This window comes from Tateyamaria rhodophyticola (genome assembly GCF_047777875.1).
Classification (GTDB): domain Bacteria; phylum Pseudomonadota; class Alphaproteobacteria; order Rhodobacterales; family Rhodobacteraceae; genus Tateyamaria.
The window spans coordinates 1410846-1434074 of the sequence record NZ_CP180519.1; the positions used below are offsets into that span (position 1 = coordinate 1410846).

26 protein-coding genes and 1 tRNA gene are annotated in these 23229 nt (G+C 62.1%); 17 read left to right on the forward strand and 10 right to left on the reverse strand.

Translation table 11 applies throughout. The features are described from left to right. Positions 1-30: 30 nt before the first annotated feature. Positions 31-1479, reverse strand: a complete 1449-nt coding sequence (locus tag ACERHN_RS08605; RefSeq protein WP_415922224.1) for an FAD-linked oxidase C-terminal domain-containing protein — start codon at positions 1477-1479, stop codon at positions 31-33. 84 nt (positions 1480-1563) lie between these two features. On the opposite strand from ACERHN_RS08605, the gene ACERHN_RS08610 reads away from it, so the two are divergent. Both ACERHN_RS08610 and ACERHN_RS08615 read left to right on the forward strand, forming a co-directional pair. Beyond that, positions 1564-2262 (forward strand): DUF599 domain-containing protein, encoded by a 699-nt coding sequence (locus ACERHN_RS08610; protein ID WP_415922225.1) that lies wholly within the window; start codon positions 1564-1566, stop codon positions 2260-2262. A 37-nt stretch (positions 2263-2299) separates the two neighbouring features. Further along, positions 2300-2656: a hypothetical protein gene (locus ACERHN_RS08615; RefSeq protein WP_415922226.1), complete on the forward strand. Its 357-nt coding sequence runs from the start codon at positions 2300-2302 to the stop codon at positions 2654-2656. A 108-nt stretch (positions 2657-2764) separates the two neighbouring features. On the opposite strand, the gene rlmH is transcribed toward ACERHN_RS08615, so the two are convergent. From rlmH to ACERHN_RS08630, 3 genes are all read right to left on the reverse strand, one after another. Beyond that, entirely contained in the window at positions 2765-3235 is a 471-nt protein-coding gene (gene rlmH, locus ACERHN_RS08620) for a 23S rRNA (pseudouridine(1915)-N(3))-methyltransferase RlmH (RefSeq protein ID WP_415922227.1), read from the reverse strand. A gap of 10 nt (positions 3236-3245) precedes the next feature. Further along, positions 3246-3620: a ribosome silencing factor gene (gene rsfS / locus ACERHN_RS08625; RefSeq protein ID WP_415922228.1), complete on the reverse strand. Its 375-nt coding sequence runs from the start codon at positions 3618-3620 to the stop codon at positions 3246-3248. 140 nt (positions 3621-3760) lie between these two features. Then, positions 3761-4276, reverse strand: a complete 516-nt coding sequence (locus ACERHN_RS08630) for a hypothetical protein (RefSeq protein WP_415922229.1) — start codon at positions 4274-4276, stop codon at positions 3761-3763. Between the two features lie 73 nt (positions 4277-4349). On the opposite strand from ACERHN_RS08630, the gene ACERHN_RS08635 reads away from it, so the two are divergent. Together ACERHN_RS08635 and ACERHN_RS08640 are read left to right on the forward strand one after the other, a co-directional pair. Beyond that, positions 4350-4883 carry a hypothetical protein gene (locus ACERHN_RS08635; RefSeq protein WP_415922230.1) on the forward strand — a complete coding sequence of 178 codons (534 nt, stop codon included), beginning with the start codon at positions 4350-4352 and terminating at the stop codon, positions 4881-4883. After that, the gene (locus ACERHN_RS08640; RefSeq protein ID WP_415922231.1) at positions 4880-5095 is read left to right on the forward strand and encodes a helix-turn-helix domain-containing protein; all 216 of its coding nucleotides are present in this window, start codon (positions 4880-4882) and stop codon (positions 5093-5095) included. Before ACERHN_RS08635 ends, ACERHN_RS08640 begins: the two co-directional genes overlap by 4 nt. Positions 5096-5101: 6 nt before the next feature. On the opposite strand, the gene ACERHN_RS08645 is transcribed toward ACERHN_RS08640, so the two are convergent. Both ACERHN_RS08645 and ACERHN_RS08650 read right to left on the reverse strand, forming a co-directional pair. Continuing rightward, on the reverse strand, positions 5102-5770 hold the full coding sequence (locus ACERHN_RS08645) for an FAD-binding oxidoreductase (RefSeq protein WP_415922232.1): 669 nt from the start codon (positions 5768-5770) through the stop codon (positions 5102-5104). A 21-nt stretch (positions 5771-5791) separates the two neighbouring features. Beyond that, the gene (locus tag ACERHN_RS08650; RefSeq protein ID WP_415922711.1) at positions 5792-7111 is read right to left on the reverse strand and encodes a mechanosensitive ion channel family protein; all 1320 of its coding nucleotides are present in this window, start codon (positions 7109-7111) and stop codon (positions 5792-5794) included. A 341-nt stretch (positions 7112-7452) separates the two neighbouring features. Between ACERHN_RS08650 and leuC the strand changes: the two genes are divergently transcribed. The 8 genes from leuC to ACERHN_RS08690 all read left to right on the forward strand — a co-directional run bounded on the left by leuC (position 7453) and on the right by ACERHN_RS08690 (position 14522). Then, positions 7453-8856, forward strand: coding sequence for a 3-isopropylmalate dehydratase large subunit (gene leuC / locus ACERHN_RS08655; RefSeq protein WP_415922233.1), 1404 nt, complete (start codon positions 7453-7455; stop codon positions 8854-8856). Positions 8857-9007: 151 nt separating this feature from the next. Further along, complete coding sequence (gene leuD / locus ACERHN_RS08660; protein WP_415922234.1) at positions 9008-9613, forward strand: 3-isopropylmalate dehydratase small subunit; 606 nt, start codon at positions 9008-9010, stop codon at positions 9611-9613. A 306-nt stretch (positions 9614-9919) separates the two neighbouring features. Then, positions 9920-10744: a hypothetical protein gene (locus tag ACERHN_RS08665; RefSeq protein ID WP_415922235.1), complete on the forward strand. Its 825-nt coding sequence runs from the start codon at positions 9920-9922 to the stop codon at positions 10742-10744. Between the two features lie 95 nt (positions 10745-10839). Continuing rightward, complete coding sequence (locus tag ACERHN_RS08670; RefSeq protein WP_415922236.1) at positions 10840-11766, forward strand: endonuclease/exonuclease/phosphatase family protein; 927 nt, start codon at positions 10840-10842, stop codon at positions 11764-11766. A gap of 33 nt (positions 11767-11799) precedes the next feature. Then, entirely contained in the window at positions 11800-12903 is a 1104-nt protein-coding gene (leuB, locus tag ACERHN_RS08675) for a 3-isopropylmalate dehydrogenase (protein WP_415922237.1), read from the forward strand. Positions 12904-13024: 121 nt separating this feature from the next. Further along, entirely contained in the window at positions 13025-13387 is a 363-nt protein-coding gene (locus ACERHN_RS08680; protein ID WP_415922238.1) for a hypothetical protein, read from the forward strand. A gap of 60 nt (positions 13388-13447) precedes the next feature. Further along, positions 13448-14431 (forward strand): DMT family transporter, encoded by a 984-nt coding sequence (locus ACERHN_RS08685; RefSeq protein ID WP_415922239.1) that lies wholly within the window; start codon positions 13448-13450, stop codon positions 14429-14431. 14 nt (positions 14432-14445) lie between these two features. After that, positions 14446-14522, forward strand: a tRNA-Pro gene (locus ACERHN_RS08690). Between the two features lie 21 nt (positions 14523-14543). Here ACERHN_RS08690 and ACERHN_RS08695 read toward each other — a convergent pair. Genes ACERHN_RS08695 through ACERHN_RS08705 form a run of 3 tightly spaced genes read right to left on the reverse strand, consistent with a single transcriptional unit; the run spans position 14544 to position 19119 of the window. Further along, positions 14544-15206 carry a TetR/AcrR family transcriptional regulator gene (locus ACERHN_RS08695; RefSeq protein WP_415922240.1) on the reverse strand — a complete coding sequence of 221 codons (663 nt, stop codon included), beginning with the start codon at positions 15204-15206 and terminating at the stop codon, positions 14544-14546. Further along, on the reverse strand, positions 15188-16717 hold the full coding sequence (locus tag ACERHN_RS08700; protein WP_415922241.1) for a trimethylamine methyltransferase family protein: 1530 nt from the start codon (positions 16715-16717) through the stop codon (positions 15188-15190). The genes ACERHN_RS08695 and ACERHN_RS08700 overlap by 19 nt, the downstream gene beginning before the upstream one ends. Further along, positions 16714-19119 (reverse strand): GcvT family protein, encoded by a 2406-nt coding sequence (locus ACERHN_RS08705; RefSeq protein WP_415922242.1) that lies wholly within the window; start codon positions 19117-19119, stop codon positions 16714-16716. The genes ACERHN_RS08700 and ACERHN_RS08705 overlap by 4 nt, the downstream gene beginning before the upstream one ends. Positions 19120-19318: 199 nt before the next feature. Between ACERHN_RS08705 and ACERHN_RS08710 the strand changes: the two genes are divergently transcribed. The 5 genes from ACERHN_RS08710 to ACERHN_RS08730 all read left to right on the forward strand — a co-directional run bounded on the left by ACERHN_RS08710 (position 19319) and on the right by ACERHN_RS08730 (position 22668). Next, positions 19319-19939 (forward strand): glutathione S-transferase family protein, encoded by a 621-nt coding sequence (locus ACERHN_RS08710; RefSeq protein WP_415922243.1) that lies wholly within the window; start codon positions 19319-19321, stop codon positions 19937-19939. 37 nt (positions 19940-19976) lie between these two features. Further along, positions 19977-20645 carry a cupin domain-containing protein gene (locus tag ACERHN_RS08715; protein ID WP_415922244.1) on the forward strand — a complete coding sequence of 223 codons (669 nt, stop codon included), beginning with the start codon at positions 19977-19979 and terminating at the stop codon, positions 20643-20645. Positions 20646-20648: 3 nt separating this feature from the next. After that, positions 20649-21716, forward strand: coding sequence for a flavin monoamine oxidase family protein (locus ACERHN_RS08720; RefSeq protein ID WP_415922245.1), 1068 nt, complete (start codon positions 20649-20651; stop codon positions 21714-21716). Beyond that, a complete protein-coding gene (locus tag ACERHN_RS08725) occupies positions 21713-22282 on the forward strand; it encodes a TetR/AcrR family transcriptional regulator (RefSeq protein ID WP_415922246.1) in 570 nt (189 codons plus the stop codon). The genes ACERHN_RS08720 and ACERHN_RS08725 overlap by 4 nt, the downstream gene beginning before the upstream one ends. Positions 22283-22374: 92 nt before the next feature. Next, entirely contained in the window at positions 22375-22668 is a 294-nt protein-coding gene (locus ACERHN_RS08730; RefSeq protein ID WP_415922247.1) for a DUF6916 family protein, read from the forward strand. 3 nt (positions 22669-22671) lie between these two features. On the opposite strand, the gene ACERHN_RS08735 is transcribed toward ACERHN_RS08730, so the two are convergent. Continuing rightward, a complete protein-coding gene (locus tag ACERHN_RS08735; protein WP_415922248.1) occupies positions 22672-23199 on the reverse strand; it encodes a GNAT family N-acetyltransferase in 528 nt (175 codons plus the stop codon). Between the last annotated feature and the right edge of the window lie 30 nt (positions 23200-23229).

A 23229-nucleotide genomic window follows, 5' to 3' on the forward strand; every position in this document is an offset into this window, starting at 1 on the left:
AGCGCGTCCGCGCGAGGGGGCAGCGCCCCCTTACTCCGCCGCCAGGGCCGCACCACGCCGCGGCTCCGACACATCCAGCGGGAACACCTTCGCCGGGTTCAGCAACCAACTCGGATCGAACACATCCTTCACCGCCATCTGCGCCTCCAGATCCGCTGGCGCATATTGATGGCTCATCAGATCCCGCTTTTCGATGCCGACACCATGTTCCCCGGTCAGGCACCCGCCCACCTCGACACAGAGCTTCAGCACCTCCGCCCCAAACGCTTCGCAGGTCTCCAGATCACCGGGCTTGTTCGCGTCATAGCAAATCAGCGGATGCATGTTGCCGTCGCCCGCATGGAACACATTGCCCACCGGCAATCCGTATTCCTGCGACATCTCCCCGATCCGCCGCAAGACATAAGGCAGCTCGGAGACCGGGATCGTGCCGTCGAGGCACATATAGTCACTGACACGCCCAATCGCGGAAAATGCGGCCTTGCGTCCGGCCCAGATCCGCGCGCTTTCCTCGGGCGATGCACTCTCGCGCAGAGCCACAGGATTGTGCCGCTCCGCAATGGCCGTGATCAACGCAAGCTGCGCATCAATCTCGGCATCCGACCCTTCCACCTCGACAATCAAAAGGGCCTCGCACAACGGATAATCCGCCTTCGCAAAATCCTCACAGACCTCGATCAACATCCGGTCCATGAACTCAATCGCGACCGGCAGCACACCCGCCTTGATGATATCCGCCACGCAGGCGCCCGCAATTTCCGCACTGTCAAAGCCCATCAGCACAGGGCGCGCACCTTCGGGCTTGTGCAGAATGCGCAACGTCGCTTCGGTCACCACACCCAGCTGCCCTTCGGACCCACAGATCACACCCAGCAGATCCAAACCCGCCGCGTCCAGATGCGCGCCCCCCAACTCAACAACGGTGCCGTCCATCTGGACGAGGGTCACGCCCATAAGGTTGTTCGTGGTCACACCGTATTTCAGACAATGCGCCCCGCCGGAATTCATCGCGATATTGCCCGCGATGGCACAGGCCAGCTGGCTCGACGGGTCGGGCGCATAGAAAAACCCATCCGCCTCGACCGCGCCCGTCACACTCAGGTTGGTCCGCCCCGTCTGCACCCGCACGAACCGGTTGTCATAATTTGTTTCAAGCACGGCATTCATCCGCGCCACGCCCAGGATCACGCAATCCGCCGTCGGCAACGCGCCGCCCGCCAGCGACGTACCCGACCCGCGCGGCACCACCGGCACCCCCTCGTCGTGACACACACGCAGGACATCCGACACCTCTGCCGTGGTCGCGGGCAACACGGCCACCATCGGCGGACACCGATACGCCGTCAGCGCATCACACTCATAGGCGCGCGTTTCCGCGGGATCATCGATGACCGCATCGGCGGGCAGAACCTCGCGCAGCCGGGACACGACCCGCGCCTTGCGTGCAAGAACCTGAGGATCCGGTGTTGGCATTTCCATGGGGGCATCTCCTCGTATTGGTAAAAAGATATTACCAATTTTGCCGGGATGCAATCCGATTCCTCAAAGTGTATGCATCGCCCCATGACGTGGCTCGAACGACTGGTACTCTTTACACCCTTGGACGGCGCGGCTCTGGGCCTGCTTGTGCTCGGTTGGCTCGCGATTGGCTGGCGGATCGAACATCCCGCCGCCAAACACCCTTCAACCTCGCAGATCATGGCAGGCTACCGGCGCGAATGGATGCAGCAGATGATCGACCGCGACCCTCGCATCTTTGACGCGCAGATCGTCAGCAGCTTGCGCCAGGGCACGGCCTTCTTCGCCTCAACTGCCGTCATTGCAATCGGCGGAACGCTGGCGGTGATGGGCAACGCCGAACGGCTCACCGGCATCGCGAATGATCTGGTGCTGATGGACGCGCCAACCTTCGTTTGGGAGGTCAAGCTGGTGGTGCTTGCCCTGTTCCTGACCAACGCATTCCTGAAATTCGTCTGGGCCAACCGCCTCTTCGGCTATGCTGCCGTTGTCATGGCCGCAGTGCCAAACGACATCACACATCCCGATTGCACCATCCGCGCGGCCCAGGCGGCCGAGATCAACATCGCCGCCGCCCGGTCCTTCAACCGCGGCCTGCGCGCCGTCTATTTCGGCCTCGCCTGCGCGGCATGGCTGGCCGGTCCCTGGGCGCTGATCTTTGCCACGCTCTTCACCCTCGCGGTGATCTGGCGCCGAGAATTTGCATCCAATTCGCGCAACATCCTGCTCGGCACGAAACCGTGAGGCGACAGCGCGCGCCACACGCACTAGGCTGCGCACCATGAAATACCTGATCCCCCTGTTGCTGCTCGCCAGCCCCGCCTTCGCCGAAGATCCCGTGATCGAAAATGTCGACATCCGGAAAACCGGCACCGACACCTACCGCTTCTCGGTCACGATCAGCCATCCCGACACCGGCTGGGACCACTACGCCGACGGCTGGCGCGTGCTGGATATGGACGGCAACGAACTGGGCCTGCGCGTCCTGTACCATCCCCATGTCAACGAACAGCCCTTCACCCGCAGCCTCGATGGCGTCCAGATCCCCGAGGGCACAACGCAAGTGCAGATCCAGGCCCGCGACCTGCCCGCAGGCTGGAACGACGGCACCACCATCGTCACCCTGCCGGACGGCTGACCCATTCTTCTGGCCGAAAATACCACGGGGGAGGGCCAGAGGCCCGGGGGCAGAGGCCCGGGGGCAGAGCCCCCTAAAACATCGCGTCGCCGCAAGGCGGCCTTTGGATCACGTCCGGTGATACGGCCCACCGGACAGGATCGATGCGGCTCGGTAAAGCTGCTCGGTCACCATCACCCGCACCAGCATATGCGGCCACACCATCGCACCGAATGACAAAAGGTGGTCCGCCTCCGCGCGCAGCCCGGCGTCAATCCCGTCTGCCCCCCCGATAACCAGGGCAAGATCGCGGCACCCCGTGTCGCGCCAGCGTCCCAGCCGTGCGGCAAAGGCGGGCGAGGTCTCGACCGTCCCCCGCTCGTCGAGACAACAGACCACAGCTCCCGTTGGCAACGCGCGGCGCAACAACGCCGCCTCTGCGGCCATACCGCCGCCCTTGCGGTCCTCAACCTCAACGATTGTGGCCGGCCCAAGGCCAAGCGCCCGGCCCGTCCGGTCGAACCGCTTGAGATAATCGGAAATCAAATCTGCCTCCGGGCCACCCCGCAGGCGGCCCACCGCGCAGATTGTAATGCGCATCGGACGTGCGTCAGTTGGTCGTGGTCAGCTCAGGCTGCCACATCTTTTCCAACTGGTAGAACTCGCGCACTTCGGGGCGAAACACATGGACGATCACATCGCCCGTGTCGATCAGCACCCAATCGCCCGTGTCCTTGCCTTCCATCCGGACACTGCGCCCGAACCCGGACTTGATCCGCTCGGCCAGCTTTTCCGATATCGCGGCCACCTGCCGGGAGGACCGCCCGGAACAGATCACCATGTAATCGCCAAACGCCGTCTTGCCGCGCAGATCAATCTGCACGACATCTTCGGCCTTGTCGTCTGAAAGGGATGACAGCACAGCCGCGAGAAGCGCCTCGCTGGTGCCCTGATCCTGGGCCTGGCTGTTGGATGCGGCACTCATTGCCGCGGCTCCGTCAGCGGTCTGAACCGCTTGTGCAGAGATTGACAGGACATTGTCCTCCTTGAGACATCGCGCCGCTTGCCCCGGCGCAGGGACACCTAAGTGTAGCAACGCCGGGGTGACATTTCAATGAAGGGTGCTCACGGACACATCGGCATATCGTCAAATGTCGCCGTCTCGAGCGCTTCTGCCAGCGGCGCGTCCCGCAAAAGCGGCAGAAACGCGCCGTCTGCCTCAAGCCGGATGCCCACCGAAACGGTCGCATCCGCAGGCACACGCGGCGCCCTCAGACACGGCTCCAGATCCACCCCAAGGCTGCCATCCGTCCCGTCGGGATCCGCGGTCTCCCACACGGCAATCTCGGCCTGCAATGCCCGCAATGCCGCATGTGAGGCCGGGGCGATCTGCAGCACGTCACCCACCTGCTCGATCGGGAATTGCCCCGCTTTGACCGTGCCGTCCCGAAACTGTGCGCTCAGGGCCAGCGTGCCCGCCTCGGGCAGCAACCCGAGACTGTCCGGCACCTCAACCTGCAATGCAATATCCGCAGGGTCCGCCGTCAGCGGATCGACCTCCGACAATTTCAGGACCGTGCCCGGCACCACTGTGCTGCACGCCCCCAGAAGAATGGTTGCCGCCAAAAGTACATCTTTCATGATTTTCCCTCTTTCAGATGATTCTTTATTGTTTTACAGTAAATTTATAAAACAAGAGATGGAAAGAGTAAAAATGGCAGAAGATCGTATTTCCCGGCGTGCCCGCATCCTAGCCGTCGCAACGACCGTTTTGATGATCCTTGTCCCGATCACCGCCCTGATCGCGCTCGGCACGGGCAGTATCGACGCCGACACGCTGCGCGCGACCTATGGGGTGACAACCCTGCCGGACGACATCGGCACGGGTCCGACCTTCGTGTGGATCACGGTCGAAGCGGTGCGGATGGCGCTGTTTCTCTGGCTGCTCTGGCTGGTGCGCAGCTGGCTGCGTGCCTGCGCCAGTGGACAGGTCTTCGCCGGGCACACGGCCCGTCAGGTGCAGCGCATCGGCGCGGGCCTGCTTGCGCTGGCCGCGGCGCATATCGTTGGCAACACGATCATAATTGCGGCCCTCACCTGGAACAATCCGCCCGGCGAACGGTCGCTTGCCATCGGTTTCGGCAGCGCCGATTGCCTGATGCTGCTCGCGGCGGGGCTCATGACCCTCTTTGGCTGGATTCACGCCGAAGCGGCACGCCTGTCCGCAGAAAACGAGGGCTTCGTATGAGCGTGGAGATCATTGTGCGCCTCGACGTCATGATGGCGCGGCGCAAGATTCGCGGGCGCGATCTTGCCGCGCAGATCGGTATCACCGAACAGAACCTCAGCCTGCTGAAATCCGGCAAGGTCAAGGGCGTGCGGTTCGAAACGCTCGCCCGGCTGTGTGACGCACTGGAGTGCCAGCCGGGCGATCTATTGGAGGCGGTGCCGCCGGACTAGGGCGGCTTACCAGCCTTCTTCGGTCACGATGCGGTCTTCGTCCGCACCAAGCGCCTTGAGCCCGTCGCGCACCGTATCGACAAACGCCTGCGGCCCGCAGATGTAAAAGGTCTGGTCAAAATTCCGGATCTTGTCCCTGAGATAGGAGTGATCCACCTGACCATGATCGCACCCGTCCGCCTTTTCCTCGGACAGGATGAAATCAACCGGCAGGTCCATCTCTGCCCACTCATCGCGCAGGATGATGTCGCGCGCCGCATCATTGGCAAAGATCAGGTGACATCCCCCAAGGTCTGCGCGCCGCGCCCGGTCGCGCAGCAGCGGGATGAACGGCGTGATGCCCGCACCTGCGGCAATGAACGTGCCCGGACCCTGATCCGTGATGGCCCCGAACGGCCCGTCCAGCATCACTTCGTCCCCGGGCTTCAGGTCATCCATCCGGTCAGTCACGCCGTCGCGCTCTTCGTAGATCTTGATGATGAATTCGACACGGTCGTCACCGGGCAGCGAGGTGAAAGTGAACGGTCGCCCAGCTTCGCGCCAACCCTTCTTGTCAATGCTCAGCTCCGCCGCCTGACCCGGTTCGAAATCCAGGTTCGCGGGGGCGTCAAAGATGTAACGGTTGGTGTCATGCGTCACCGGCTCGACGGCACGCAGGGTCAGTGTACGGGTCATGATGTCTCTCCTTTTACAGGATCAACCGCCCGAGGCACCGTCCGGTTCCACATCGCCCAGCATCCGCACCTCGCGCTGCGGGAACGGGATCGAAATGCCGTTCTCCTGGAACGCGTCCCACAGGGCCAGATAGACATTGCCCCGGATATTGGTCAGACCCCCCGTCGGGTCCGTGATCCAGAACCGCAGGATGTAATCCACCGAACTGTCACCGAACCCCACGATGTGACAGACCGGCGGGCGGCTCGACAGCACACGCTCCACACCTTTTGACGCCTCAATCGCCAACGCCCGCACCCGGTGCGGATCGCAGGAATAAGACGTCCCGAAATAGATATCGAGGCGCACAAAATCGTTGGAATGGGACCAGTTCACGACCTGCCCGGTGATCAGGTCCTCGTTCGGGATCAGGTATTCCTTCCCGTCCCGCGTGACCACCGACGCATAGCGCGCGCCCAGCGTCTGGATCCAGCCAAAGGTCTCGCCCAGACTGATCACGTCCCCCGGCTTGATCGACTTGTCGAGCAGGATGATCACCCCGGACACAAGGTTCGACACCACCTTTTGCAGACCAAAGCCAAGGCCCACGCCAATCGCACCGGACAGCACCGCAAGCCCGGTCAGATCAATGCCAAGCGCGCGGACACCCGCAAAGAACGCAAAGGCATAGAATACGATCTGGACCACCTTGACGATCAGCACCCGCATCGACGGTGAGATGTCTTCGTTCGCCTGCACCCGGCTGGACGTTGTGTTGGTCAGGAACCGCGCCAGCGCCACCAGGATGCCGATCACCACAACGCCCTGCACCACCAGCAGCAGCGACAGGCGGAACTCGCCAATGCTGAGCGCGGCAGCGTCCAGGATCTGCGCCGTCTCCTCGACAATCCCCAGCACGTAGAGCGTGACGTATATCCACGCGCCATACCGCACCATCCGCCGCAGGAACGGCGACCGGATCAACCGGGTGGCAAACACCACCAACAGCCATGCCGTGGCCAAAGTCGCGATCAGCCCCAGCACATAGGACCGCGAGGGCCACGTGACCTCGCGCATCACCAGCACCAGCACCCAGATCAGCAGAACAAAGAAGATCGCCCGCAGCCGTTGATGCACAACGACCAACACCCGCATCCGCCATTTCGGCCAGCCTTCGCGGCTGGCCATCCAGTTGCGGATGCGCGGCCCAAGCACAGCCCGCGCCAGATGCGCGACAATGAAAAGGCCGAGCACCATGAGGAACTGATACCCGACCCACGGGCGCAGCATCGACTGCAACGCCGCCTCACCTTCGGCCAGCAACATCTGCCCGACCGAAACCAGCGTTTCCGCCAGGTCCATCTCACCCGCCGCCCCGCCAAGCGCTGCCGCTTCGGCAGCAGAATTCAGCGCATCCGCGACGCCATTCGAGGTTCCTGTATCGTCTGTGTGGTTGGCCATCTGCTCTCCGTGTGTGGCCAAGCATGCACCGTGCAGCGCCTGTGATCAATCGGTGCGCGTTGCTTGATTGGCCGGTGGAATCCCTTTAACAGCATGCGCATGACACGCCTGTTCGACATGGATGACCGCGCACGGCTGCGCGAACGCTTTTTCGGGGCGACGCACACGGTGCTGGCGCGCCTATAAGGCGGCGCTTCCGTCATCCATCTTCGAACACAGCCAATCCAAGGGAGAGGACCACAATGTCCCCCAAGACGCTCTATGACAAAATCTGGGATGCCCATGTCGCGCACGAGGCCGACGATGGCACCTGCCTGCTCTATATTGACCGCCATCTCGTGCACGAGGTGACCAGCCCGCAGGCCTTCGAAGGGCTGCGCATGGCGGGCCGTCCTGTCCGCGCGCCCGAAAAGACTATCGCTGTGCCGGACCACAACGTGCCGACAACAGCAGGGCGCGAAGACCCCAAGAACATGACCGAAGACAGCGCCATTCAGGTCGCCGCCCTCGACAAGAACGCCAAGGATTTCGGCATCCACTACTACCCCGTGTCCGACGTCCGTCAGGGCATCGTGCACATCGTGGGCCCGGAACAGGGCTGGACCCTGCCCGGCATGACCGTCGTCTGCGGTGACAGCCACACCGCGACCCACGGCGCATTCGGCGCACTGGCCCACGGTATCGGCACATCCGAGGTCGAACACGTGCTGGCCACGCAGACGCTGATCCAGAAGAAATCCAAGAACATGAAGGTCGAGATTACGGGCAAGCTGCGCCCCGGCGTCACGGCCAAGGACATCACCCTGTCCGTGATCGGTGAGACCGGCACGGCAGGCGGCACGGGCTATGTCATCGAATACTGCGGCGAAGCGATCCGCGATCTGTCCATGGAAGGGCGCATGACCGTCTGCAACATGGCGATCGAAGGCGGCGCACGCGCTGGCCTCATTGCGCCGGACGAAAAGACCTTTGAGTATGTCAAAGGCCGCCCCCATGCCCCCAAAGGCGCGCAGTTCGAAGCGGCCCTTGCGTGGTGGAAAACGCTCTACTCCGATGACGATGCGCATTGGGACAAGGTTATCACGATCAAGGGCGAAGACATCGCACCGGTTGTGACATGGGGCACCTCGCCCGAGGATGTGCTGCCCATCACCGCTAACGTGCCCAGCGCCGACGATTTCGAAGGTGGCAAGGTGGGTGCTGCCCAGCGCTCGCTCGACTATATGGGTCTGACCCCCGGCACGCCGCTGTCGGACATCGAGATTGACACCGTATTCATCGGGTCCTGCACCAATGGCCGGATTGAGGACCTGCGCGCCGCCGCCGAGATCCTCCGCGGCAAGAAGATCAAGGTAAAGCGCGCAATGGTCGTTCCCGGCTCGGGCCTCGTTCGCGCGCAGGCCGAGGAAGAGGGGCTGGCAGATGTGTTCAAGGATGCAGGCTTTGAATGGCGGCTCGCGGGCTGTTCCATGTGCCTTGCCATGAACCCCGATCAGCTGGCCGAAGATGAACGCTGTGCCTCAACCTCGAACCGCAACTTCGAAGGACGTCAGGGCTACAAGGGGCGCACGCACCTCGTGTCGCCGGGCATGGCAGCGGCTGCGGCGATCACCGGCAAACTCACCGACGTGCGGGAGTTGATGTGACGGTTTTAACCGTTTCTTCACCCGTTGCCGGAGCGGCGGTGTACAACCTGTGCACACTCGGTGCACAGCCTGTGCACCCGCCACGCCGAGCCTCGGACCACAAGATATAGGCGGGCGTGCGCCTGCCGCCTTTCAAGGAAAAGGTTAAGTTATGGACAAGTTCGAAACACTCACCGGGATCGCGGCCCCCATGCCGCTCGTGAATATCGACACCGATATGATCATCCCCAAGCAGTTCCTGAAGACGATCAAACGCTCGGGCCTTGGCGCCAATCTCTTTGACGAGATGCGCTTTGACCGGCAGGGCAACGAAATCCCCGATTTCGTGCTCAATCAGGACGCCTATCGCAGCGCTGAAATCCTCGTGGCCGGGGACAACTTTGGCTGCGGCTCGTCGCGCGAACACGCGCCATGGGCCATCAAGGACTTTGGCATCCGCTGCGTGATTTCCACCAGCTTTGCCGACATCTTCTATAACAACTGCTTCAAGAACGGCATCCTGCCCATCGCCCTGCCCGCCGAAGCGGTTGAGGTGTTGATGAAGGACGCGGAAAAAGGCGCAAATGCCCGCATGACCGTTGATCTGGAGAACCAGACCGTGACCACATCCGACGGCGAAAGCTTTGCATTCGAAGTGGACGCGTTCAAAAAGCGCTGCCTGCTTGAGGGGTTGGACGACATCGGCCTGACCATGGAAAAGGCCGCCAGCATCGACACATACGAAGCACAGGCCGCACAGGCGCGGCCTTGGGTCTAAGCGCCGGTTAACATCTTTGTGGTCAACCTGAGGTGCTCAGGTATGGCCCTGCAAAGCCCGGGACACAACATCTTGGGCTTTGCCAAAATCCCGCCTCAGAAATGATGCACAAACGCACCACACGTTCCCTCAAAATGTCCGACCGTTAACGTCCTATTAACCACGGGACTTGTGACATCGGGTCAATCAAGGCAGAAATGGGGCAACAATGAGGCACCCGCCTGACCCGGTGGGATCAAGTTGGAACAAGCCGCGGCAACGTATCGTGGTTGGCCAGTTTGAAGGGATCGAGACGTGATCGCACGCATGACGAGCGCTTTGGCGCGCGCTATTTTGGTAGCGCTTCTTATCGCAACACCGGCTTTGGTGGTGCCAGACGTGTCCGCGGACACGTCCCAGATCACTGTGCTTATCGCACTGATCGCGGCCATACTGACGTTCATCGAATACAACGCGGCAAGCCCCAGTATCGTGGAATTCCGCGACGCAGCGCCGTTCAACCGACTGCGTTTTGTCGCGCTTCTGGTGACGGTCCTGTCGCTCAGCTTCATCATGAAGGGCAAGGTGGACGCCACCCCACTGACACAGGCGCTGACCTCCATCGGCACCATCGTCGGCAACAGCATCGACTTCCCCTACAGCCCGGTGCGCATGGTCGTATTGATGCTGCCCGAAACCGCCGAGCAAGAGGTCGTGCAATCGGTGCGCACAGCGGCGGGCATGGCCTATTTCACGTCGCTTTGCGCGATGACGGGCTTTCTGTTTCTGGTGCGCATCCTCGGATGGCCGATGCGCCACGGCGCGTTCAATGTGTGGGTCAACATGCCCCTCTTTGACCCCACCGCGGGCGGCGACGTGCTGCACCGTTTGCACCGCGACGCACGGATCAACATCGCATTGGGCTTCCTGCTGCCCTTCATGATCCCGGCTGTGGTCAAGGCGGCAGCGGACCTGCTAAACCCGATCACGCTCGACAACCCGCAAACGCTGATCTGGACAATGACCGCATGGGCCTTCCTTCCCGCCAGCATGATCATGCGCGGCATCGCGATGCACCGCATCGGCGAGATGATCCGCGAACAACGCGAGCGCGCTTACGCCAATGTCGACGGGGGATTGCAGGCGGTCTGATCGCCCTGTTCCTGACCGTTGCCCAGGGGGCTGCGGCAGACACCTACCGCTTTGCGACGTATAACACCGAATTGTCGCGCAAGGGTCCGGGGCTTTTGCTCCGGGATCTTGCCCGCGGCGAAGATCCGCAGATCAAGGCCGTTCTGGATGTGATCTCCTTTGGCGATGCCGATGTGATCGCCCTGCAGGGCATCGACTATGACCTGACCGGAGAGGCGCTCAACCGGTTGGCTGAGGCCGCAGGGTATCCGCATGCGTTTGCCTTGCGCCCCAACACCGGAATGGCCACCGGCCTCGACATGGACGGCGACGGGCGCCGCGGCGGGCCGCGGGATGCTCAGGGCTATGGCCGCTTCACCGGGCAAGGCGGCATGGCGGTCCTGTCGCGCTTTCCGATCCTTGCGGACGCGGTCCAGGACCTGTCCCCCCTCCTGTGGGAAGACGTGCCGGGTGCGTTGCTGCCGGACGTGGGCGGTGCGCCCTTTCCCAGTGCCGAGGCCCGCGCCGCACAACGGCTGTCGACAACCGGCCACTGGGTCGTGCCGATTGCATTTCCCGAAGGCCGCATGGACCTGCTGACCTTCCACGCGACGCCGCCCGTGTTCGATGGTCCAGAGGATCGCAATGGCCGCCGCAACCACGACGAAATCCGCCTGTGGCAACTGCTGTTGGACGGCGCGGTGGGCACGCCGCCCCCCGGCCCGTTCGTGATTGCAGGCGACGCCAATCTCGCCCCCGAAGGTGGCCAAGGGCTGCATATCGCGATCCGGACCCTGCTGGCGGATCCACGGCTCCAGGACCCCGCCCCACAAAGCCACAGGGGCAATGCCACCGTGGATTGGACCGACCCGGTGCCCGGCGACCTGCGGGTCAGCTATGTGCTGCCCTCGGTGCATTGGGACATCACCGCGTCCAGTGTCGATTGGCCCGGCACAGAAAGCCGCCGGGTCAACACCGTCCAGACCGCCAGCAGGCACCGGTTGGTGTGGGTGGACCTTGAACTTCGCGCTGCCTCCGAGTAGGCGGTTTCGCAAGCCATCCAAGGAGAATATGCCATGTCCACCCCCTCCCTTCTGATCCTGCCAGGGGACGGTATCGGCCCCGAAGTCATGGCCGAAGTCACACGCATCATCGATTGGTTCGGCGCCAAGCGCGACCTGCCCTTTGACGTGTCCACCGATCTGGTCGGCGGAGCGGCGTATGACGCACATGGCGTGCCGCTGCATGATGATACGATGGCGAAGGCCCAGGAGGTGGACGCCGTCCTTCTCGGCGCTGTTGGTGGGCCCGCCTATGATGATCTGGATTTCAGTGTGAAACCGGAACGCGGCCTGTTGCGCCTGCGCAAGGAAATGGACCTCTATTCCAACTTGCGCCCGGCCCAGTGCTTTGACGCGCTGGCCGATTTCTCCTCGCTGAAGAAAGACGTGGTTGCGGGCCTCGACATCATGATCGTGCGCGAATTGACATCGGGCGTCTATTTTGGTGAGCCGCGCGGCATCATCGAAGAGGGCAACGAACGTGTGGGCATCAACACCCAACGCTACACCGAAAGCGAGATCGAACGCGCCGCCCGGTCGGCCTTTGAGCTGGCGATGCGCCGGGGCAAAAAGGTCTGTTCGATGGAGAAGGCCAACGTGATGGAAAGCGGCATTCTCTGGCGCGAAGTGGTTACGCGTGTGGGGCAGGAATACCCGGAAGTCGAGCTGAGCCACATGTATGCCGACAACGGCGCGATGCAGCTGGTGCGCGCGCCCAAGCAGTTCGACGTGATCGTGACCGATAACCTGTTCGGCGACATCCTGTCCGATTGCGCCGCGATGCTGACCGGGTCGCTGGGCATGCTGCCCTCTGCCAGCCTCGGCGCACCGATGGCCAATGGCCGTCCCAAGGCGATGTATGAACCCGTCCACGGTTCTGCCCCCGACATCACCGGTCAGGGCAAGGCGAACCCGATCGCCTGTATCCTCAGCTTTGCCATGGCGCTGCGGTACTCGTTCGACGAGGGCGAAGAGGCCGCGCGCCTCGAAGGCGCAATCGAATCCGTGCTCGCCTCTGGTGCGCGGACCGCGGATCTGATGGGCCCCGAAGGCGGCACGCCGCTGTCGACCACGCAAATGGGTGACGCAATCCTCGCTGCACTCGACGCGACCCTCTGACCCCGCATCGCGCGCGCGTACACATTGCGCGCGCTGTGTCACGGGCAGGTATTCCCGACTTGAGATGAACAGTGTTCACACCGATTTGAACACTGTTCATTCATCAAGGGAGACCGAACACGTGGCATATTTTTCAATCCGAACAGCACTGGCCGGGCTGGGTCTGTTGGCCCTCGCGGCCTGCGACGTGGCATATCCCGTGACCGTCATCGGCGAAGACGGCATGACCTTTCGCGGATCAGCCACCGACACGTTCCTGCATGGCGGCAGCTTTCAAGCCACCAATGGCACGGCCGTGTGCACCGGCACCTATGACAAATTTGCGGACATCAGCACCGTCAGCTTTCCCGTTGTGTGCAACAACGGCTTGCGCGGGGTGGGCACGGCGTTCTTCCAATCCGCCACCGCCGGCTCGGGCACCGTGACCATGACCGATGGCAGCATGTGGCAGTTCATTTTCGGACGCGCCGCACTGTCCATCTGACCCTAGACATATCTGACAGGCCCGCTATGCAGGGCGGGCCTCAAACTTCAGAAATCTGCCATGTCCACCAATGCCAAAGGGGCCGTGCTGGCCCTCGTCGCCTTTGCCCTGTTTTCGACGCACGACGTGTTCATCAAGACATTGGGTGCGATTTATTCCCCCATCCAGATCGTGTTTTTCAGCGTCCTGCTCAGCTTTCCACTGGCCACGATCATGCTGATGCGGGACGCGACGCCGGGCACACTTCTCCCGGTGCATCCGTGGTGGATGGCGGTGCGCACCGTCGGTGCGGTGATTACAGGGGTGTCCGCGTTTTTTGCGTTCTCGAACCTGCCACTCACGCAGACATATGCGATCCTTTTTGCCACGCCCCTGCTGATCACATTGCTGTCGATCCCGGTGCTGGGTGAAAAGGTGCGGCTGCCGCGCTGGATCGCGGTGGTCGTGGGGCTGGCAGGCGTGATGGTCGTTCTGCGCCCGGGCACGACAGACCTCACCTTTGGCCATTTCGCGGCGATTGTCGCGGCGTTCAGCGGTGCATTCGCCTCCATCGTCGTCCGCAAGATCGGCGCGGAAGAGCGGACGGTGGTCATGCTCCTCTACCCAATGGTGGCGAACTTTGTGGTGATGGGCGCCGCACTTGCCTTTGTCTACAAACCCATGCCGGTGGAGCATCTGGGCATGCTCGCCATCATCTCCGTGATGGCATGGATCGCGGCCCGCTTCATCATTGCCGCCTACCAGACCGGCGAGGCGGCGATTGTGGCACCGATGCAGTATTCGCAAATCCTGTGGGCGACGGGCTATGGCCTGCTGTTTTTCGATGAAACGCCGGACCTCTATACCGGCATTGGCGCGGGCATCATCATCGCATCCGGTCTGTTCATCGTGTTCCGCGAAAGCCGAGGTGGCAATTCCGAAAACACACCTGTTTTGCGCACGCGCAGCCGCATCGGCACGCCATCGGTCTTGCGGGTCAGTGATCTGATGACGTCGGGCCGCCACCGCGACAAGACACTTGCCAAAGACGACGACGCGGCGTAATCCGCGGCATCGGTCGGAGTGTAGCTCAGCCTGGTAGAGCACTGTCTTCGGGAGGCAGGGGCCGGAGGTTCGAATCCTCTCACTCCGACCAAATTCATCTCAGCGTGCGCAATCAAATCCCGCGGGCATAGGCGCTGAACGCTTCGACCTCTGCGGCGGACGCCTCTTGACCGGTAAAGCTGAGCAGATAGTCGGGCACCAATCGCAAACGTTCATCCAGCGTCTCGCCCAACCGCGCGTCCTCATACCCCATCTGCATATAGTAGATCACACGCGCACGCGCCGTCGCGTTGCGGTCCCCGTATCCAAATCGCAGAAACATGTCGCGCAACGCGTCGATCCGTACCGCGTCGCTTTCGCTCAGCACATGGCGCACACGGTCAGAGCGTCGCGCCCAGTCCCGTATGGCGAAATCCAGTTGCGGATCATAGAGCCGCGTATCGATATTGCATCGAAACACGTTGCAGCAGGCTTCGGTGATCGTGGCGGCGGGGGCTTCGGTTTGCGCCACGAGCGCTGCGGTATTTTTCTCTTGCCAATGCGCCAAAAGTGCATCCAGCAGATCGGTCCGGTTCTTGAAATACCAATAGAAGCTGGAGCGTGACACGCCCATCTGGGCGGCGAGATCCGCAACCTTCACGGCCTCGACCCCGCCGGATTTCAGCACGCCAAGCGCTGCGTTCATCCAATCCTGACGCGTGACTTTGACGTTGCCCACCAACGGGTCCTTCGCCGGATCGTCCCGGTGCAGCAGCATCAGCTGACGGGCGGGCATCCGCCCGCTGCGGTGTGTTTCGCGATATAGGCATCCAGCGCTTCAAGGCGGTCACCGTTGCCTTGGGGCGGGACGAAATCGCGCAAGATGCCTTGCCAGATGCCAGTGGCCCGTGTGGTTGCGTCAACGCTGCCCCGCTCCTCCCACGTGCCGAAATTGGCGAAATCTGCCACGACGGGTTCGTAAAATTCGGTGGCGTAGCGTTCCATGGTATGGCGCGCACCAAAGAAGTGTCCGCCTGGTTGCACCTCTTCCAGCGCGTCCAGCGCAATCTCAGCCTCGCTTGCGGGCGTGGCCGTGCAGAGTTCAGCCACCATCTGCAGCACCTCTACATCTGTCACCAGCTTTTCATAGGAGATGGTCAGCCCTCCTTCGAGCCACCCGGCGGCGTGGATCGTCACGGTGGCCCCCGCCATCAGGCAGCCCCATGTGCCGAACTGGGTCTCATTCGCGGCCTGAACGTCACCGAGGTTGGCGGCAGAGCCTGAGGCGCAGCGCCAGGGCAGACCGATATGACGCGCCAGTTGTCCGGCGGCAAGCGACGCCTTGAAATGCTCCGGCGTGCCAAACACGGGCGCGCCGGATTTCATATCCACGTTGGACGTAAAGGTGCCATAACATACCGGCGCGCCCGGATTGACCAACTGGCCCAGCGTGATGGCGGCCAACGCCTCGGCGTGACTGAGGGTCATCGCGCCGGCGACCGTGATCGGCGCCATCGCCCCCATCAATGTGAACGGGGTGATGATTGCCATCTGGCCTGCGCGTGCAAAGTCCATCACGCCGAGCGCCATGGGTATGTCCAACTGTCGTGGCGAATTGGTGTTGATAATCGTGTAGCAGTGCGAATTGGCCGCGAATTCCGCATCCGACAGGCCACGAAAGTCCCGCAACATTTCAAAGCTTTGATCCACCTGGCCCGTTCCGCGCGAGAAGATGAACGGCAGCTTGTCGGTCAACTCCATCTGCCCTTTGACCATCGCGTAATGGCGCAGATGAATGGGCACGTCCTGCGGTTCCACCAGCGGGGGGATCATGTGCAGCACGTCATAATGCTGCGTCAGGGTAATCAGCTCGCGAAAGTCCTGTTCAGAGCCCGGGCGGCGCCCGCGTTCCAGATCCGTGGCATGCGGGCAGCCTGCGCCAGGTTGGAAGATCATGGACCCCAGCTCCATGATCAGATTGCGATCCGGGTGCCCCGCGATCAACGGAAAGGATTTGGGCGCCGTGGCCAGTGCGGCCTCAACCATCTCGCGCCCGATATGCACCATCTCTGTGCTGTCATCGACACGCGCGCCGCCCGCTCTGAACTGCGCCCGCGCCTCGGGCAGAAGCACCTTGATGCCAAGCCGTTCCAGCACGTCCAGCGACGCCTCGTGCATGGCGTTGATCCGGTCGTCTGAAAAGACGTTCATCGGAGGGAACGGGTTCCGCAGATTGCGGTAGTTCGGAGCGCGCCCCTTTTCAGGCGGTGCGCCACGTCCGCGGCGGCGGCGAGGTTGGTCGGTCATCCGCGCATCGCCTTGCCCGTCGGATCATAGGGCGATGGCGCGATGACCTTGGCGCTGCGTTCCACGCCCACCACATGGACCTTCAACGCGGTGCCTTCACTCGCCTGATCTGCATCCACCAGCGCCATGGCCAGCGACTTTTGCACCGTGTGGCCATAGCCGCCGGACGTCACAAAACCCACGCGTGTGTCGCCGCTCCATACGGGTTCGTACCCGCTCGCATCCGCATCATCCGCGTCAACTTCCAAGGTGACAAGTTTCTGTGCAGGGCCATTGCCATCGCGTTCGACCAAAGCCGCTGCCTTACCCACGAAATCCTTGTCCCAGTCGATCCAACGATCCATGCCCGTCATGCCGGGCGTGTAGCCTTGGGTGAATTCCGCCGACCAGATGCCAAAGGACTTTTCCAGCCGCAGCGACAGCATGGCGTTGAACCCGTATTCCCGAAGGCCGAATTCCTCGCCCGCCTCCAGCAGCATCCGGCGCAGCTTGATATGGTCGCCATAGCGGCAGTTGATCTCGAACCCCATCTCGCCCGCCACCGACATCCGGGCGACGCGGGCCCGGACCATGCCCACATCAAAATCCCCACAGCCCATGAACTTGAGCGCGCCGATATCCTGATGGCACAGCTTTTCGATCACCTTGCGCGAATTCGGGCCAGTCAGGCCAAAGCCACATATCTCCTCGCCTAGATCACGCACGGTCACGCCGTCCATCATGTGATCGTCAAACCAGCGCATGTGCCATGCGCGCAGGTAGTAGGACCCCATGATCCACCACGTGCCATCGCCCCAGTTCAGAACCGTAAGATCGCCCTTGAGCCGCCCATCCTCACCCAGCATCGGGGCCAGCTTGGCCCGCCCGGTCGCGGGCAGTTTCGACGCCATCACATGGTTCAACCACGTTTCGGCGTTCGGTCCCGACACCTCGAACCTGGAAAAGCCGGTGATATCGACCATCCCGACATTCTCGCGCACGTTCTTGCATTCGGCGGCAACGATATCATGCGCATTCGACCGCTTCAGCGTCAGGTTCTCCACAAAATCCTCGGACGGTGCAAAGTAGAGCGGTGTTTCGAGATCCCAGCTGGACCCCCACCGACACCCGGCAGCCGTCATCGCATCATGCGCCGGGGCCATCTTCAGCGGACGGCCCGCGGGCAGCTGTTCGTTCGGATACGACATCACGAAGCGGCGGGAATAGAACTGCCCGGTGGTTTCCTTGATGTACTGCTTGTTCTCCGCGAACTTGCCATAGCGGGCGACATCCATGCAGTAGACATCCGCCTCCGGCTCGCCCTCGATCATCCATTCAGCGAGGCTTTTGCCCACGCCGCCGCCCTGCAGGAACCCGGCCATGACGGCGCAGGCGGACCAGTAGCCGCGCTTGCCCGGCACCGGCCCCACCAGCGGGTTGCCATCGGGCGAGAAGGTGAAGGCCCCGTTCACCCACGTCTTGATCCCGACATTCTCCGCCGACGGATAACGGGCAAAGCCCAGCATCAGCTCATTCTCGATCCGGTCGAGGTCTTCCTGAAACAGCTCCATCCCGTAGTTCCAGGGCGCGCCGTCCATGGCCCAGTGCTGGTGCTCGATCTCGTAAATGCCGATCAGGATGCCCTTCTGGTCCTGCCGCATATAGGTGAACCCTTCGAGGTCCACGGTCATCGGCATCTCGAAATCATGCGCGGCGACCTCGGGGATCTGGTCGGTGATCAGGTAGTGGTGCTTGAGCGGTGAGACGGGCAGCTCGATCCCCGCCATGCGGCCGACCTGCTTGGCCCAGAGACCGGCGGCATTGACCACGTGTTCGCAGCGAATGTCGCCTTTGTCCGTCTTGACGATCCAGCCGTCATGGACCTGTTCCAGCGCCTCGACCTTGGTGTGTTCAAACACGCTCGCGCCGCGCTTCTTGGCGGCGGTGGCATAGGCGTGCACGGTGCCCGTAGTGTCCACGTATCCCTCGCGGTCCGCCCACATCGCCCCCAACACACCGTCGGTGGACATGATCGGACACCGCTCCTGCGCCTGCTGCGGGGTCAGGAGTTCGCAGTCCTCAATCCCGATGGACTGAAACACGCGGAACGCCGATTGCAGCCATTCCCACCGCTCGGGCGTCCCGGCCAAGGTCAGCCCGCCCGTCATGTGCAGGCCGATATTCTGGCCGCTTTCTTCCTCGATCTCGGACAACAGGTCGATGGTGTACGCCTGCAGCGCGGCCATGTTCGGATCCGCATTCAAGGCGTGGATACCACCCGCCGCGTGCCAGCTGGACCCGGCGGTGAGCACGGACCGTTCGATCAGCGCGACATCGTTCCACCCCATCTTGGCCAGATGGTAGAGCACAGACGCCCCCACCACACCGCCACCAATCACCACGACTCTGTATTGATCTTTCATGACTGTCCCTGTCCGTATGCGCATCGTTGGACCCAGCGTGCGCCTTACTGGACAGCACTGTCCAGTGCTTTCGCGACATCGGTTTGCCTGCCAACGACCCGCGCCATGGGCGCCGATCCCGAAAACGTGACTGGAACATCGGAGTGGAAATCATCTACCTATCGATAGGTAGATGATTTCGAGAAAAGGAGAAATGACCATGAAGATCTATGACACTGAAGGTTTCCCCAACCCGATGCGTGTGCGCGTAGCACTTGCGGAAAAGGGAGCATTGGGCGCCGTCGAATTTATTCCCGTCGACGTGATGGGTGGGGAACACCGCACGGATGCGTTCCGCGCGAAAAACCCGGATGCAACCGTGCCCTGTCTCGAACTGGAGGATGGGACGCATATCTCGCAGTGCACCGCGATCTCGGAATACATCGACGCGACATTTGACGGGCCGTCATTGACCGGTGAGACACCAAAAGCACGCGCCGAAATTTCGATGATGAACCTGCGCGCTGAAAACGGGCTGCTCGACGCGGTGGGCACTTATTTTCACCACGCAACACCCGGGCTTGGCCCGGACCTCGAGACGGACCAATGCCCCGAATGGGGCATGCGGCAAAAGACCGTCGCAACGCAGACGATGACCTATCTGGACACGGTTCTTTCGGATCGCGCATTTGTGGCGGGCGACACGTTTTCGATTGCCGACATCACAACGTTCGCAGGCCTTGCCTTTGCCGATTTCGCCGAGGTTGAGATCCCTGCAACCCTGACCCATTTGCATGCCTGGCGGTCCAAGGTTGCAGCACGTCCCTCAATCGCGGGATAGTCCGCACAATCCGACCCAAAGCAAAAGGAGCTTTGCAATGGAAATCAACGCAGATTTCACCACGCGCGTGGCCATCAACAGCGATCAGCTCGATTGGCAGCCTTCGCCGATGAAAGGTGTCGATCGCCGAATGCTGGACCGGATTGGCGGCGAAGTGGCGCGTGCCACGTCGATCGTGCGCTACGCCCCGGGCAGCAGTTTTTCTGCGCACACGCACACCGGGGGCGAAGAGTTCATCGTGCTCGACGGTGTGTTCCAGGATGAGCATGGCGACTACCCGACGGGAACGTATGTTCGCAATCCGCCAACCACGTCGCACACACCGGGATCTGCGCCGGGCTGCACGGTCTTTGTGAAGCTGTGGCAATTCGACATGGATGACCGGACGCAGTTCCGCAAGGACATGGACGCCGAGCTTGGCGCGATGGAGGACGGCGTCGCAACAACCACGTTGCACGCCGACGCGCGCGAAACCGTCACATACAGCCATCTGGATGCCGGAGCCTCTATCACATCTGACGCCGCTGGAGGCACCGAAGTTCTGGTCATCTCCGGCTCTGTAGTCTCGGATGGTGAACGGTTGGGGCGGCATGGCTGGCTCCGCCTGCCCGAGGGTGCAACGCTATCGCTGACAGCAGGTCCGGAAGGGGCCAAGGTCTGGATGAAAACCGGGCATTTGCCCTTTGCCCAACCGCCTGCCGTCTAGCGGATGACCAACCGGACGCTCATTGTCGGCGCTGGCCTTTCGGGGTTAGCGCTGGCCCATCAACTGGCGGCGGAGGGCCGCCCGTTTGTGCTTGTCGAGGCGCGGGACCGCGTGGGCGGACGCATTCTAACCGAAACGGTGGGCGATGCCGCCTTTGATCTGGGGCCCGCGTGGTTTTGGCCGGGTCAGCCGCGCATCGCGGCGCTGATCCGGACACTCGGCCTCAAACAGTTTGACCAATACGCCTCTGGCGCACTCACCTATGAGGACGCGGACGGCCAGGTTCAACGGGGGCGTGGCTATGCGTCGATGGAGGGGTCTGTCCGGCTCCAAGGTGGATTGAGTGCACTCACCGACGCGCTCGCCGCACCCCTGCCGCCGGAAACGCTGCGCCTGTCGTGCCCTGTGCGCTCAGTCACAAAAACAGCGCGCGGTGTGAGCGCGACCACTGTCGATGGGCACCGCATTGAAGCGGCGCGCGCCGTCCTTGCCATGCCACCGCGGCTGGCCGCACAATTGACACTGACGCCGGAACTACCACCGCATGCAACCCAGCTGATGGAGAGCACGCCAACCTGGATGGCGGGCCAAGCCAAAGCCGTGGCGGTGTACGACACCCCATTCTGGCGCGACGCCGGGCTGTCGGGGGATGCCATGAGCCGCCACGGGCCTATGGTCGAAATCCACGACGCGTCACCCGCACGCGATGGTCCATTTGCGCTTTTCGGGTTTATCGGGGTGCCGCCCAATGCGCGCGAAAACACAGACACATTGCGGGCGGCGATCATAGCACAGCTTGAACGCCTCTTTGGGCCGGACGCCGCGCACCCGCAGGCGGTGATCATCAAGGATTGGGCACACGATGGCTTTACCGCAACGGCACGTGACAGCGCACCGGTCTATGCGCATCCGACCTATGGTCGGCCCGCGGCGCTGCAAACGCTCTGGGAAGGTGCGCTGTTCCTTGGCGGCACCGAAACCGCACCGCAATTCGGTGGTTTTCTGGAAGGTGCACTGGAGGCCGCAGAACATGTTATGACCGAATTGCGGGACACGGTGGGGATGGCATGAATACAGATACCAAATCGGCACTTCTCGACAGTGCAGAACATGCTGCAAGATCGCGCGGCATTGACGGGTTCAGCTATGCCGACCTTGCCACCGCTGTGGGCATTCGCAAGGCCTCCATCCACTATCATTTCCCGTCCAAGGCGGACCTGTCCGCCGCATTGATGGACCGCTATCACCAGTCGGTCGAAGCCGCCTGCGTCGAGATTGATCATGAGCACAGCAGAGGCGGCGCGCGATTGGCTGCCGTCATCGCGTTCTACCGCGCCGCATTGAACGACGGGCAAACGCTGTGCCTTTGCGTGTCTTTCATCATGGGCTGGGAAAGCCTGCACCCGCCTGTACACGCAAAGATCGACAGTTTCCGTGCAATGATGCTGGATTGGCTGACGGCGACATTCACACGAGGGCTTGCGGACGGATCAATCCGCGCGGTTGAGGATCCAAGCGCCGAAGCGCATGCGGCGCTTGCCATGCTGGAGGGCGCTCAGATTGCCGCGCGCGCCTGTGCGGATCCGGCCCGCTTTGATCAATCGGTGCGTTTGCTTCTTGCGCGGTGCGACAGGTAGAATTCCGACCAAATGACATTGTGCCGTTTGCCGGGATACCCTACGTTCTATCAGGGATTGCACCCAAGCCTATTTGAGGAATTGCATTTACTATGAGTGACTTGAGCCAAATGACCGCCGAAGACTTTTCCGAAATGGAAGGCATGGTGTTCACCGCGTCCGGCGGGGATGTCGAAATCGAACTTGAGCTGATTGAGGTCAAGAAAATGGGGTCCGGGGAACGCAAAGGCGGCGCCTTTGCCCTCTTGTGGCAGGGTCCGTCAGATCCCGCGCTCACCCAGGCGACATACCAGGTGTCGCAAGCCAAAATCGGCACCCACGACGTATTCCTTGTCCCCGTGGCAGAGAAAGAGGCCGGGTATCAGTATGAGGCAATCTTTACCTGACAATCAGGCTGCGGGGGTCCAGCGCAGCAGGTCATAAACGCCCTTGTCCTCGACCACGGAAAAGCCGAGCCGCCGATAGAGGGACATCGCCGGATTGGCCTTTTCCACATGGATGCCGATGCCCTTGCCGCCATCCGCTGCCGCATCGTCCATCAGATCGGACAGGATGTCGGCCCCAATGCCCTGACCACGCACATCCGGGATCAGCGCAATGTCGATGATACGATGTTCCTTTTCCCACCGCTCCAGATACAGCCGTCCAATCGGTGATTGGTTTTGCTCAACCACCAGCCACTGCGCATCGGGATAGTGTTTCTGGTAGTGCTCATGCTGCGCGTTGAACTGCATTTCGATGAAGGCCTGCTTTTGCGCCTCGTCCCACGGCGTGCGTGCCAATTCAGCCTCGCGGGTGGACCGGTACAACTGCACGAGAAATGGCATGTCGTCCGAACCAAGATCCCGGTACGCGACGCCATGCGCCGATGCCCGGTGCGGTTGCGGTTTGGATTGCAAGACCGCCTCCGGGATCATGACAGGCACCCCGGTGCGAAGCGCTCTGCC